Genomic DNA, 13,295 nt, shown 5'->3' with positions numbered 1-13,295 from the left:
AGAAAAGTATATGAAAAAGCTATTTGCTGTACTTCAAAAGATAGGTAAATCGCTGATGCTTCCAGTGTCGGTACTGCCTGCTGCAGGGCTTTTGTTAAGGTTTGGTCAACCAGACTTACTTAACATACCCTATATAGCAAAAGCTGGAGACGTTATATTTAGCAACCTTCCAATGATATTTGCAGTTGGTGTAGCTATTGGATTTTCAGGTGGAGAAGGTGTTGCAGCACTAGCTGCCGTAGTTGGTCAGCTTATTCTTGAAGGAGTTGTAAATATTGCACATGTAAACATGGGCGTATTTGGCGGTATCATAGTAGGTATTATTGCTGCGGTTTTGTACAATAGATATCATGATATTAGACTTCCACAAGTATTGGGTTTTTTTGGAGGTAAAAGATTTGTTCCTATAATTACCTCTATTGCAGTTCTTGTTTTTTCAATATTAGGAATAATTATATGGCCACCTATACAGCATTATATAGATGTATTTGCAAGGTGGGCATCATCTTCTTATTTAGGACCAGCATTCTACGCATCGGGAAAAAGACTGCTAATCCCTGTAGGATTACACCATATATATTATCCAGTATTTTTATATCAATTTGGATCATATATAGGACCAGATGGTGTAAAGTATTTTGGAGATGCAGCTAGATATTTTCATGGAGATCCTACAGCTGGTATATTTATGGCATCAGAATTTCCAATACTTATGTTTGGTCTTCCTGGGGCAGCTTTCGCTATGATAGCAGCAGCGAAGAGAGAAAATAGAAAAAAAGTTGCGGGAATAATGTTATCGGCAGCTTTTGTGTCCTTTTTAACGGGGATAACGGAGCCTATAGAATTTTCCTTTATTTTTGTAGCCCCTATTTTATTTGTATTTCATGTAATTGCTGCTTTTTCATCAGGTATTGTTACTAGTATTCTACATATAAGATTAGGATACACCTTTTCTGCATCAGCCATCGATTATATGATTGGCTATAATTTCGCACAGCATCCATTACTCCTATGGCCAGTAGGATTAGCATATTTCTTGTTATATTTTATTGTGTTTTACACTGTAATTAAAGCCATGAATGTTAAGACTCCAGGCAGAGAAGATGAAGAAGAAATAAAGCTTCCACAAATTAATGAAGCTTTTTCGAATAAAGCTGCATTAATACTACAGGCTGTAGGTGGGGCAGATAATATAGATATGCTTGATTCTTGTATCACAAGATTAAGACTTACCTTGAAAAATCCTAAAATTATAGATAAGGCATTATTAAAAGCAACTGGTGCTTCCGGCATATTTGATGTAGGAGAGAATTTGCAGATAATATATGGAACGGAAGCTGAGAGCATTAAAGATGACATTAAGGTGATAATTTCAAATGGTGGGTATCATCAAAAGGATATTAGTGAATTATCAAAGAGTATAAAATCTATAGAAGAATATACTGAGGATATATATAATGCCAACTTGGAATTTATACTTACAAATCCTATAAAAGGAGAAATAATAAAACTAGAAGAAGTGCCAGATGTTGTGTTTTCAGAAAAAATACTTGGAGATGGATTTGCAGTTAAACCTCAAGATAACAGAGTATATGCTCCAGTTGATGGAACCGTAAGAGTGTTATTTCCTACAAAGCATGCAGTGGCAATAAAAACTGAAGATGATATTGAAGTTTTAGTTCATATTGGAGTGGATACTGTAAAATTAAATGGTGAAGGCTTTACCGCGTACATAAAACAAGGAGATAAAATTAAAAAAGGGGATTTAATGATATCTTTCGATAAAGAATTAATAGAGGAAAAAGTAAAAACTTTGGTTTCACCAATAATCATAACAAGTATGGATAAAATATCTGACATAGATGTAAGCTTTGGATGTGCAGAGGTCGGCGCTAAGGTAGCTAAAGCTATAGTAAAAAAATAGGCACTTTAAGCAAGTGTCTATTTTTTTATCTGTAAGTTCACAATAATAGCTATAAATGTTATAATAAATTTGAAATCCACTAATTACCAATGAGTTGGAAAATTGTGATGTAAAGAGGAAGAAAAAGCTAACGATAATAATATAATAGTTAAACAATTTTAGAGTCTAAATATAAATTATAAATTGCTTGCATTTTAATTCAGAAAATTAAAAAAATGCTAAGCGTTTTTTAGAGGACAATTGAGAGAGGGCAGAGGACAGTGAAGGTGAGTTTTCTTCCTTACGTCAGAAAACTATTATATTTTTAAGATCGTTTCGCTAAGGAGAAACAACCTCCTTCATTGTCCTATATCTTCTAAATTTTGCGTCGCAAAATTTTCAAATTATGAATTAAAAAACACCTACATTAATAAGTATAGGGGGGTTAATTGTGAAAAAGTTATACACAGAATCTTCATTGGAAAAATGTATTGAAACTGCCAGTGGGGAGATTGGCATATCCAAAGAAAGTTTAAAATATAAAATCTTAGAGCAGAAAAAATCACTATTTAGAAAAAGAGTAACTATACAAGTAGAGTTAGAAGATGAGATGATAATTGAAAGAAAAAAAGATGGCGAAAATTATGATTTAGAAAAATTAGAAATAATAGAGCAGGATTCACAAAATTGTGAGAAAGCTGAAGAGTATGTAGAGATAAATGAAAATGAGGGAACTGTAAGTATAGTACAAGGGAAAATAGTAGTTACAAATCCTAAAGATGGTGGGGAGCCAGCATGCATTATAGTAAGAGACAAAAATACAAAGGTTATTGTTGATGGTGTGGAAATAAATGGGCAAAAGCCTGTATTTGAAGAAAGTAATATAGTAGTTATTTTTGAGGAAACCAAGGCTGCAAGAGAGTTAAACATCTCTTTAGCTAATAATAAAATGGAAGCTTATGCTAGGATAACTTATACACCACAAAATATATATAAGCTTAAAGATAAGAATAAAAATAAAAGGTTAACATTAGAGGTGGAAGTAGAATCTGAAATTCATCCTCCTAAATTTAATGAGGCAGAAGTTAAGCAAGAATTAGCGAATAATAATGTAGTTTATGGTATAATAGAAGAAAACTTGAAAAAATGTGTTGAAGGTTGTAGAGAAAGGATTTTAATTGCAAAAGGACAACCGGTAATCGACGGAGCAGATGATTTTATAGAAATAAAATTTAAACTTGAGGAAGCACTTAGACAATTACATGAAGATAAAGGCGGTAATGTTGACTTTAAAAGTATAGGAGCTGTAGAAGCAGTACATAAAGGAGATATACTTGCAATAAGAAATCCTGGAAATGATGGACAAGATGGTTGTGACGTTACGGGAAAAATAATAAAGTATAAAATAGGTAAAAAAATAAAAATAAAGGCTGGAAATGGTGCTGCAATAAAAGATGGGGATGTAGTAGTAGCAGATATAGACGGAAAGCCCTGTGTAAAAAGCAATGTTTTTTACGTTTATCCAGTTCATGACATTAAGGGAGACGTAGACTTAAAGACAGGGAATATAAGATTTATTGGCGATGTAATAGTATATGGAAGTGTAAAGGAAGGCATGGAGATTGAAAGCGGCAACCTTGTGGATATTGCAAAAGATGTAGAAAGAGCGGTAATAAGAGCAAGAGGAGATATCATTATAAAAGGAAATGTAATTGCTGGGGAAATATACGGAGGAGGAGATGATGTAGAAAAACTAAAAACTTTGAACAACCTTGAACAACTTAGAGAACTGCTTAGCAATTTAGTATCAGCAGTAGAAGAAATAAAAAAATATAACCTCTTAGGGGAAGATAGAAAAGATGGGGAAATAATAAAAATTCTCATTGAAAATAAATTTAAAATGCTGCCTAAGATATGCTTTTGTGTAATCGCTAGTTTAAATATGCAGAAAGAAGATTATGCCGAGGATGAATTAGTTGTTCTTGTGAAGTCTAAGCTCTTAGGTATGGGACCAATTAACATAAAACATTATGTAGAGTTGGATGAGATAATTAGCTGTATAAAAGACAAACTTCAGTCATTGAAGGACACCTTGGCTCTTCCAGTGAGTGTTAAGATAGCTTACAGCCAGGATTCTATTATACAAAGTTCTGGTGATGTAGTTATACTTGGAAAAGGTGAATACATATCCGATATAACAGCAAATGGCAATATATATTTTATACAGGATAAAAGTGTAGCAAGAGGAGGACGTTTAAAGGCTAAGAATGAAATCAAATGTAAAGTTGTTGGCAGTACTGCAGGAGTATCTACCAGAATAGAAGTGGAAAAAGAAGGTCATATATGGGTAGATGTAGCTTATCAAAACACAATATTTATGGTTGGAGCAAGAGAGTTTATATTAGATATGCCGAGTAAAAATGTACATGCTTACTTAGATGATTCAGGAGATATAGTTGTAGATAAGCTTAACCTATAGGGTACGGTGTTATAGAGTTAACGAGGAGGAATTATAATGGAGAACAAGGAAGTTAAGGTATTAATATTTAGTATAAATGGAGAACATTATGCAACGGACATCATGGAAGTTGAAAGAATCTTAGGATATGAGGAACCAACAACCCTTCCGGATTCGCCGAATTTTGTACAAGGTGTAATTAATTATGAGGGAAACATTTTACCTGTATTATCTCTTACAAAAAGATTTGGCTTAGAAAAAGATGAAATTAAAAATGATGCAAAAATAATTGTTGCCAAACAAGATGGAAATAAGATAGGTATAATAGTTGATATAGTATCAGAAGTAAGGGATGTAAGTAGCAAAAATATAGAGGCAGCACCAGATATAGTAGCAGGAATATCACAGAGATATATAAAAGGGTTAATCAAAATAGATGGCAAGATAATTATATTTTTAAATCTTGGCACTATACTTACTGAAGAAGAAAAAAAGCTTATATAGCGTGAAGTAAAGGGTGCATACTATGGAAAAACGAGAAATAAAAGTTGGAATAGCAGATATGAATACTGGCTCTTCTCCAGACAAAATTATAACTGTGGGATTGGGCTCTTGCATAGGCATAGCGCTATACGACAGAACAAGAGCTTTAGGCGGCCTGGCACATATAATGCTGCCGGACAGTACTCAATTTAACAATGTAACAAATCCGCTTAAATTTGCGGACTTAGCGATTCCGTTATTAATAGAAGAGCTAGAAAAATTAGGAGCCTCTAAAAGAAATTTAAAAGCTAAAATAGCAGGAGGGGCATCTATGTTCAATTTTTCTGACAAAAGTATGATTATGGATATAGGAAATAGAAATGGCATAGCAGTCAAAAATGCTTTAAATAAGCATTCTATACCTATAATTTCTGAAGATGTTGGAGGCAATAAGGGGAGAACTATGATTTTTGACACCACAGATGGTTTAGTTCAGATTAAAACTGTAGGAATGGGAATCAAAGAACTTTAGCCAGTTAAGAGTTAAGAATTAATAGTTAAGAGTTAGGGTTGATTTTTCGAAATAAGGAGAAAAATCCTCATAGACTCTTCACTCTAAACTCTTAATTAATATTGAAGATGGAGTGATAATAGTTTGGAAAAAATAAAAGTTTTAGTAGTAGATGATTCAGCCTTAATGAGAAAAATTATTTCTGATATGATAAATGAAGAAACAGACATGGAAGTAGTATACACAGCAAGAAATGGAGAAGATTTGCTAACAAAACTGCCTAAAATTATGCCGGATATAATAACCTTAGATGTAGAAATGCCTAAAATGGATGGAATTACTGCTCTTAAGGAAATGAAGAAACTAAATGTAAATATACCTGTAATAGTCTTAAGCAGTATTTCGCAAAGAGGCCCAGAACTAACTATGGAGTGCTTAGAAGCAGGGGCTTTTGATTTTCTGCCAAAGCCATCAGGAGCTATATCACTAGATATAAATAAGGTTAAAGCTGACTTAGTTCAGAAAATAAGGCTAGCCAATGAGAGAAAGGTATCTGTGCATCAACACAAAGTTGTACCTAAAGTTGTGATGCCTGAGCGACCGAAAGTTGAAACTAAAGGTATTAAAAGATTAGGTTCTGATAAAATAGAATCAGTAGTAATAGGTGCATCAACAGGGGGACCAAAAGCATTATATGCAGTTATAACAGCCTTGCCCGAAAGATTAGGTGTGCCAGTTTTTGTGGTGCAGCATATGCCGGTGGGATTTACAAAGGCTTTTGCTGAAAGATTAAATTCAAACAGCAAAATAAAGGTAGTAGAGGCATCAGACGGCATGGCTATAGAAAAAGATACAGTATATATTGCACAAGGAGGCTTCCATATGGAAATAGGCCCAGATACAAGAATTCATTTAAATAGCGAGCCAACTTTATGGGGGGTGCGTCCAGCGGCAGATAAATTATTTGTATCAGCAGCAAAGATATATGGACCTCATGTTATAAGTGCAGTGCTTACAGGTATGGGCAAAGATGGAGCGCAGGGAACTGTAGAGATTAAAAAAAGCGGAGGTATTACTATAGCAGAAGATAAGTCTACATGTACCATATACGGTATGCCTAAAGCAGCTTATGAAACAGGTATGGTTGATATAGTATTGCCGATAGATAGTGTAGCAAATGAAATAATAAAACAGTGTCAGCTAAATAGGGGGTAGATCTTATGGATATGGTGCAATTTGAGCAGTGGGTGCTCAAAGAGTTTAATATTAACTTATCCGCATACAAATCAAATCAGCTTCACAGAAGAATAAATAGCTTAATGTCAAGAGTAGGAGTAAGAACTGTAGATGAATATATTGTACTTTTAAAAAAAGATCCAGTTCAAAGGCAGAAATTTTTAGACTTTATAACTATAAATGTTTCCGAATTCTTTAGAAATCCTGAAATATTTGAAGAACTAAAAAATAAACTTAAAGAGGAACTTTTAAGAAACAGCAGTTCACTTAAAATATGGAGTGCAGCATGTTCTATTGGTGCAGAGCCTTACTCCATAGCAATGTATTTAGAGGATCTTTCGCCAAATGGAAGGCATAAAATAATTGCTACAGATTTAGACAGCACTATACTTGAAAGAGCAAAAAAAGGCGAATATGTTGCCTCTGAAATTAAAAATGTAAAGAAGGATTATATAAATAAATATTTTACTATAATTGACGACAAATATAGTATAAGTCCTAAAATAAAAAGTATGGTAACTTTTAAAAAACATGACCTAATACTTGAAAGTTATGAAAAAGATTTTGATTTAATTGTATGTAGAAATGTGGTAATATATTTTAATCAGGATGTAAAAGATGTAATATATAAAAAATTCAGTCAATCGTTAAAAAAAGGCGGATTACTATTTGTGGGAGCTACTGAAAGCATATATAATTATAGGGACTATGGATTTGAAAAAGCTTCTACATTTATATACAGGAAACTATAAGGAGGGAATATATAAATGGATACATCACAGTATTTATCTATGTTTTTAGAAGAATCTATGGACAACCTACAAACATTAAATGATTCATTGCTTCAACTGGAACAGGAACCAAATGATATAGATAAGCTAAACGAAATATTTAGAGTAGCTCACACTATCAAAGGAATGGCAGCTACAATGGGATTCAATGAAATGGCAGAGTTAACTCATAAAATGGAAGATGTTTTATCAGAGTTTAGAGAAGGACATCTAAAAGTTACTCAAAAGGTTGTTACCGTGTTATTTAAATGTCTTGACACTCTTGAACAGATGGTAAACAATATATCTGATGGAGTTAATGAACAGATTCAAATTGAAGAAATAATAAAAGAGCTTGAATCTATAACAGAAGGAAAAATAGAGGATGTAGAAACTAAAGAGATTCTTAAAGAAGAACAAAATGAAGAAGATTCTGATTTAGATTCTCCTATAGAATTAAATGAATATGATATAAATATAGTCAAGCAGGCAGAAGACAGAGGGTATAACTCATATCAAATAAAAATACTATTGAGTAAAGATACCTTATTAAAATCTGCAAGAGCATTTTTAATATTTAAGAGTCTTGAGGAATGCGGTGAAATAATAAAATCTATTCCTGGTGCAGAAGATATAGAAAATGAAAACTTTGACTTTGAAATAGATTTAGTATTTCTTTCAACAAAGAAAAAAGAAGAAATATATGACATTTTAATGAATATATCTGAAGTAGAAAAAGTTATAGTCGATAATGTAGATGTAAAGGCAGAAAAAGCGAAGAAGTTTGTAGAAGATCAGTTAAAAGTAGAAGAGATAAAAGTTAAGGCTGCGGCAAAGGAAGCTGAGGTTATAGAGCCAAAACCAGCTGTAGATACAGTACAATTAAAAACTAATAATACTAAGACTACTCAAAAAGAAGTTCATAAGAAAGCACATCAATCTGTAAGAGTTGACTTAGATAGATTAGATAAGTTTATGAACATGGTATCTGAACTAGTTATCCATAGAACAAGATTAGAACAGATAAGCAGCAGTTACAGACTTAATGAACTAAATGAAACTTTAGAACAGGTTGCAAGAACCACTTCTGATCTTCAAGATTTAGTTATGAAAATAAGAATGCTTCCATTGGATACAGTGTTTAATAGATTCCCAAGAATGATAAGAGATTTATCCGTAGAGCTTGGAAAAGAAATGGAACTTATAATCCAAGGCGCAGATACAGAACTTGATAGAACTGTAATAGATGAAATAGGAGAACCTCTTATTCATTTAATAAGAAATGCTGCAGACCATGGCATAGAGTCAAAAGAAGAGAGAATGTCAAAGGGAAAAGACTCTATAGGAAAAATAAGATTAATAGCTTACCAAGAAGGTACAAAAGCTGTAATTAAGGTTGAAGATGATGGGGCTGGAATACCAGTAGAGAAAGTAAGAGCAAAGGCGGAAAGATTAGGAATAAATACCGATGGTATGTCAGATAACGACATAAGAAATCTGATATTTATGCAGGGATTTAGTACAAATGAGCAGGTAACAGATATCTCTGGTAGGGGAGTTGGAATGGATGTTGTAAAGACAAAAATATCAGCTCTTGGTGGAACTGTAGATGTAATAAGTGAAAAGGATAAGGGGTCAACATTTATAATAAGACTTCCATTAACGCTTCAAATTATCCAAGCACTACTTGTAAAAGTAGGAGAAGAAACTATGGCTATATCCTTGGGATACATCGACAGAGTTATTGACTATAGCGATGATTTAGTAAAGAGAACTAATAACAAAGAAGTTATAATTCATAATGGAAATGTAATACCACTAATAAGACTTCATAAGAGATTAGACCTCGAAAAATCCTCTGCTCAGAAAAATTATATAGTTATAGTTAAAGTTGGAGAAAAGACTGTAGGCCTTATGGTTGATGGACTATTTGGACAGAAAGAAATTGTTATAAAACCACTTGGAAAGACATTACAAGGGTTGAAAGAATATATAGGAGCAACAATATTGGGAGATGGGCTTGTAACATTAATATTAGATGTTGCTGCTCTAATATAAGGAGGTAAAAATAATGACCTATCAGGATCTTACTCCGATGCAGCTCGATGCGTTAAGAGAAGTAGGAAATATAGGCACAGGTAATGCAGCTACATCTCTATCACAGTTAGTAAATAATAAGATAGATATGACAGTGCCTGCAATAAATATAGTACCTTTTGATGATATTTTCTCCAGTATAGGAGGAGATGAAATAGTTGTAGGCGTTATTGTAAGGGTACTAGGAGACACTCCTGGAAATATATTATTTGTATTTGACAAAGAAACTGCCTTGAAGTTAGTTGAAACTTTAACAGGCCAAAAAGAAGAGTATCTAAGTGAAATGGGTAACTCCGTTGTACAAGAGATAGGAAATATAGTTTCAAGTTCATACATGAACGCAATTGCAAAATTTACTGGGTTATGCATAACACCTTCTGTTCCAGCAGTGACATATGATATGCTTGGAGCTATACTTTCTACAACTTTTATTGAATCAGGACAATTTGATGACTATGTACTTGACATAGAAACTATGTTTGTACAAGATAATGAACAAATTAAAGGGCATTTTTATTATGTACCAATGCCTGGTTCTCTAGAAAAAATATTAAGCACATTAGGCGTATTTTAATAATATTAGGAGTAAATAAATTTGGAGGGAATAAAATGGCGAAAATATTAATTGTTGACGATGCAGCTTTTATGAGAATGATGATAAAGGATATATTAGAAAAGAATGGTTTTCAAATAGTTGGAGAAGCAAATAATGGATTAAAAGCAGTAGAACTATATAAAAAGGAAAAACCAGACGTGGTAACTATGGACATAACTATGCCAGATATGGATGGTATAGAGGCGGTAAAGGAAATAAAAGCTTTCGACCCAGCTGCAAAAATAATAATGTGTTCAGCTATGGGACAACAGACAATGGTTATGGATGCAATAAAAGCTGGAGCTAGAGATTTCATAGTAAAACCATTCCAGCCAGACAGAGTATTAGAAGCAATTAAAAAAATTACAGGATAGAAAAGGCCCTTAGGGCTTTTTTATCCATTGAGTTTTAATAAAAAGTTTAATAGAAGAAAAATAAATATTAAACTTTTATGAAATTTTGCTAAAGATATTAAAAATTCTTACGAAAATAGTTGGAGGTGCAACCATGCAGGTTGTTATATTTAAATTAAATGAAGAACAGTTTGCAGTGGAAACTGGAAAAGTTCAGAGTATAAATGATGCTATGGAAATAACAAAAGTTCCAAAGGCACCAGCCCATATAAAAGGTCTTATAAATTTAAGAGGAAATGTAATTTCACTTTTAGATATAAACCTTTTACTAGGTACTCCAAAACAAGATGAAAAGCAAAATAATATTATTATACTTGAAATGGAAGATGAATTAGTTGGTATAACAGTTGATCAAGTAGATGAAGTTTTAGATGTTGAAGAAGAATTAATAGAAAAAGTTAATGATGGAAAGAAAGCATATATTGAAGGGGTTATAAATTTTAAGGATAGAATAGTAACACTAATAGATATAGATAAACTTCTTTCCAATTAGAATTTGCACTAACATTTAGAAATGAGGGGAAACTATGGCAGACGTATTGTCACAGAGTGAGATTGATGCCCTTTTAGCTGCCTTATCAGCTGGAGAGCTTTCTCCAGATGAAATGCCCAAAGAAGAAGACAAGCAGAAAGTAAAACCATATGATTTTAGAAGTCCTCAAAAGTTTTCCAAGGATCATATAAGGACTTTAGAACTTATTCATGACAACTACGCTAGAATAATTTCAAACTATTTAACTGCCCAAGTTAGAAATAATGTAAAAGTAAAGATAGAGTCTGTACAGCAAATAACCTATGAAGAATTTATTCATTCAGTACCAAATCCAACTATATTGACAGTATTTAAAATGCCTCCTTTAAATGGATCTGTATTATTTGAAACAAACCCTCAATTTGTATTTCAAGTAATAGATGTACTGCTTGGAGGAAATGGAATTGGAAAGTTCAAAAATAGGGATTTTACGGATATTGACAAAAATATTATAAAGGTTGTAAATGCAGGACTCATATCTAATCTAAGGCTTGCCTGGGAGGATGTACTAGAAGTTCATCCGGAAATAGAAGGGCTTGAAACAAATCCTGCTCTTAACCAAACTTTAGCACCAAATGAGCCGGTAGCATTAATTACTTTCTCAGTTGAAATGGGCAAGAGTAGTACTTTTATAAACATTTGTATACCATATTTAAGCATTGAAAAAGTGCTGGATAAATTAGTTGTTCAATACTGGTTCCAAGAAAGTGATGAAGATGTACTGCAGGAATCAAGAGAGAAATTAAGAGAAAGACTTAATATAGTCAATATAAAATTAACTGCTGTTCTTGGAACGGCGCAAATTACTGTAAATGAATTCTTAAGGCTTGGTGTAGGTGATGTAGTAACGCTTAATGAAAAAACTAGCAGTCCTATTAAATTAGTGGTGGAAGATGAACCATATTACTACGGAAAGCCAGGAATATTGGGCAAAAATATGGGTGTTCAGATACTAGATATTATAGATAAGGATGTGGAAAATTATGGGTAATGGGTTTCTTTCACAGGAAGAAATAGATGCACTTTTAAATGGAGGAGATACGCAATCCAGCCCATCAGAAGAGCAGTCAATGCCTGAACTATCGGACGTGGAGAAGGATTTGCTTGGAGAGATAGGAAATATATCTATGGGATCAGCCTCCACTGCACTTTCTACAATTATAGGTCAACAGGTTAATATAACTACACCAGTAGTAACTTTAACAAGATTAAAGGATTTAAAGGATGGATTTGAAGTTCCTAATATTGCTTTAGAGGTCAAATACACTAGTGGTATAGTTGGAGAAAATCTTCTTGTAATGAGGTTAATTGATGCTGCTGTCATTGCCAATCTAATGATGGGTGGAGATGGAATAATTTCTGATGGTATATCAGATCTTTCAGAGATAGAATTGAGTGCAGTATCTGAAGCAATGAATCAGATGATAGGATCAGCAGCTACATCTATGGCAACTATGTTCATGAGAGAGGTAAATATATCACCACCATTATCAACAATTTGGAATGATTTAACTTCTCCTTTATCGCAGAATATTTCAGAAGATGAAGTAATTGTGAAAGTATCATTTTCTCTAACTATAGGCGATCTTGTAGATAGTCATATAATGCAGTTGTTGCCAGTAGCTACGGCAAAAAAAATAGTTTCAATAATGATGGGACAGGAAGAACCTGAGGCACAAACTACAATGCAGCAATCTGGACAACAAAATGTTGCTCAGCCGCAAAGTGCACAATCTAAACCTCAGCATTCTGAACCAGAGATACAGTATATGCAGCCTGAACCTCAAGCGGCATATGATGGGTCCTACGATATATATGAAAAACCTGCAGATGTACCTAAGCAGCCTGCTGTGGAAGTACACAAAGCAACATTTCAGCCTCTAGCACAGGCACCAGCAAATGCAGGTATGCCTAAAAATATAGATTTAATATTAGATGTACCTCTTGAAATATCTGTTGTTCTTGGACGTACAAAAAAGAATATAAAGGATATATTAAATCTTGGCACAGGGTCTCTTATAGAGCTTGACAAATTAGCAGAAGAGCCTGTGGAAATACTTGTAAATGGCAAAAAAGTTGCTTACGGTGAAGTTGTAGTAGTTGATGAAAATTTTGGTGTAAGAATTACGAGCATAGTAAGTAGTGAAGACAGAATTAAATCATTAGGAAGATAAAACAGCCTTAAACTGGGCTGTTTTTTACTTGGCATAAACTGGGTTTAAGTTTAAATAGCAATGTTATGGGGAGAATTATTATTAAGTTGAGATTTGACAGTGGACAATTGAAAGTGAAGGAAG

Annotated in this window: 11 protein-coding genes and 2 pseudogenes; all 13 read left to right on the top strand. The window is 33.3% G+C overall.

Annotated elements, in window-relative coordinates:
* Positions 1–10: 10 nt before the first annotated feature.
* Positions 11–1,924 carry a glucose PTS transporter subunit IIA gene (locus I6U51_RS08460; RefSeq protein WP_211142246.1) on the top strand — a complete coding sequence of 638 codons (1,914 nt, stop codon included), beginning with the start codon at positions 11–13 and terminating at the stop codon, positions 1,922–1,924.
* Between the two features lie 430 nt (positions 1,925–2,354).
* The gene (locus I6U51_RS08455) at positions 2,355–4,382 is read left to right on the top strand and encodes a flagellar assembly protein A (RefSeq protein ID WP_343069588.1); all 2,028 of its coding nucleotides are present in this window, start codon (positions 2,355–2,357) and stop codon (positions 4,380–4,382) included.
* Positions 4,383–4,418: 36 nt separating this feature from the next.
* Positions 4,419–4,865, top strand: coding sequence for a chemotaxis protein CheW (locus I6U51_RS08450; RefSeq protein ID WP_178906372.1), 447 nt, complete (start codon positions 4,419–4,421; stop codon positions 4,863–4,865).
* Positions 4,866–4,887: 22 nt separating this feature from the next.
* A complete protein-coding gene (locus I6U51_RS08445; protein ID WP_211142245.1) occupies positions 4,888–5,376 on the top strand; it encodes a chemotaxis protein CheD in 489 nt (162 codons plus the stop codon).
* Positions 5,377–5,499: 123 nt separating this feature from the next.
* Positions 5,500–6,570, top strand: a complete 1,071-nt coding sequence (locus tag I6U51_RS08440) for a protein-glutamate methylesterase/protein-glutamine glutaminase (RefSeq protein ID WP_211142244.1) — start codon at positions 5,500–5,502, stop codon at positions 6,568–6,570.
* A 5-nt stretch (positions 6,571–6,575) separates the two neighbouring features.
* Positions 6,576–7,343, top strand: a complete 768-nt coding sequence (locus tag I6U51_RS08435; RefSeq protein ID WP_211142243.1) for a CheR family methyltransferase — start codon at positions 6,576–6,578, stop codon at positions 7,341–7,343.
* 15 nt (positions 7,344–7,358) lie between these two features.
* A pseudogene (locus tag I6U51_RS25425) lies at positions 7,359–7,728 on the top strand (Hpt domain-containing protein); the annotation flags it as partial.
* Positions 7,729–7,820: 92 nt separating this feature from the next.
* A pseudogene (locus I6U51_RS08430) lies at positions 7,821–9,419 on the top strand (chemotaxis protein CheW); the annotation flags it as partial.
* Between the two features lie 13 nt (positions 9,420–9,432).
* A complete protein-coding gene (locus I6U51_RS08425; RefSeq protein ID WP_211142241.1) occupies positions 9,433–10,032 on the top strand; it encodes a chemotaxis protein CheC in 600 nt (199 codons plus the stop codon).
* Between the two features lie 35 nt (positions 10,033–10,067).
* Positions 10,068–10,427 carry a response regulator gene (locus I6U51_RS08420; RefSeq protein ID WP_178906378.1) on the top strand — a complete coding sequence of 120 codons (360 nt, stop codon included), beginning with the start codon at positions 10,068–10,070 and terminating at the stop codon, positions 10,425–10,427.
* 133 nt (positions 10,428–10,560) lie between these two features.
* Positions 10,561–10,959, top strand: a complete 399-nt coding sequence (locus tag I6U51_RS08415; RefSeq protein ID WP_178906379.1) for a chemotaxis protein CheW — start codon at positions 10,561–10,563, stop codon at positions 10,957–10,959.
* Between the two features lie 34 nt (positions 10,960–10,993).
* The gene (fliM, locus tag I6U51_RS08410) at positions 10,994–11,989 is read left to right on the top strand and encodes a flagellar motor switch protein FliM (protein WP_211142240.1); all 996 of its coding nucleotides are present in this window, start codon (positions 10,994–10,996) and stop codon (positions 11,987–11,989) included.
* Positions 11,982–13,172 (top strand): flagellar motor switch phosphatase FliY, encoded by a 1,191-nt coding sequence (gene fliY, locus I6U51_RS08405; protein ID WP_211142239.1) that lies wholly within the window; start codon positions 11,982–11,984, stop codon positions 13,170–13,172. Before fliM ends, fliY begins: the two co-directional genes overlap by 8 nt.
* The last annotated feature ends 123 nt before the right edge of the window (positions 13,173–13,295 follow it).

Origin of the sequence: Clostridium aciditolerans (assembly GCF_016316925.1) — a bacterium.
Lineage (GTDB): Bacteria > Bacillota > Clostridia > Clostridiales > Clostridiaceae > Clostridium_AM > Clostridium_AM aciditolerans.
This window is presented reverse-complemented; position numbering and strand designations above follow the sequence as displayed.

What these genes read in the sequence shown, in the direction of transcription:
- I6U51_RS08415 (WP_178906379.1), top strand. Translation starts at nt 10,561, where the DNA reads ATGCAGGTTGTTATATTTAAATTAAATGAAGAACAGTTTGCAGTGGAA.
- I6U51_RS08435 (WP_211142243.1), top strand. Translation starts at nt 6,576, where the DNA reads ATGGATATGGTGCAATTTGAGCAGTGGGTGCTCAAAGAGTTTAATATT.
- fliM (WP_211142240.1), top strand. Translation starts at nt 10,994, where the DNA reads ATGGCAGACGTATTGTCACAGAGTGAGATTGATGCCCTTTTAGCTGCC.
- I6U51_RS08450 (WP_178906372.1), top strand. Translation starts at nt 4,419, where the DNA reads ATGGAGAACAAGGAAGTTAAGGTATTAATATTTAGTATAAATGGAGAA.
- I6U51_RS08445 (WP_211142245.1), top strand. Translation starts at nt 4,888, where the DNA reads ATGGAAAAACGAGAAATAAAAGTTGGAATAGCAGATATGAATACTGGC.
- I6U51_RS08420 (WP_178906378.1), top strand. Translation starts at nt 10,068, where the DNA reads ATGGCGAAAATATTAATTGTTGACGATGCAGCTTTTATGAGAATGATG.
- fliY (WP_211142239.1), top strand. Translation starts at nt 11,982, where the DNA reads ATGGGTAATGGGTTTCTTTCACAGGAAGAAATAGATGCACTTTTAAAT.
- I6U51_RS08460 (WP_211142246.1), top strand. Translation starts at nt 11, where the DNA reads ATGAAAAAGCTATTTGCTGTACTTCAAAAGATAGGTAAATCGCTGATG.
- I6U51_RS08425 (WP_211142241.1), top strand. Translation starts at nt 9,433, where the DNA reads ATGACCTATCAGGATCTTACTCCGATGCAGCTCGATGCGTTAAGAGAA.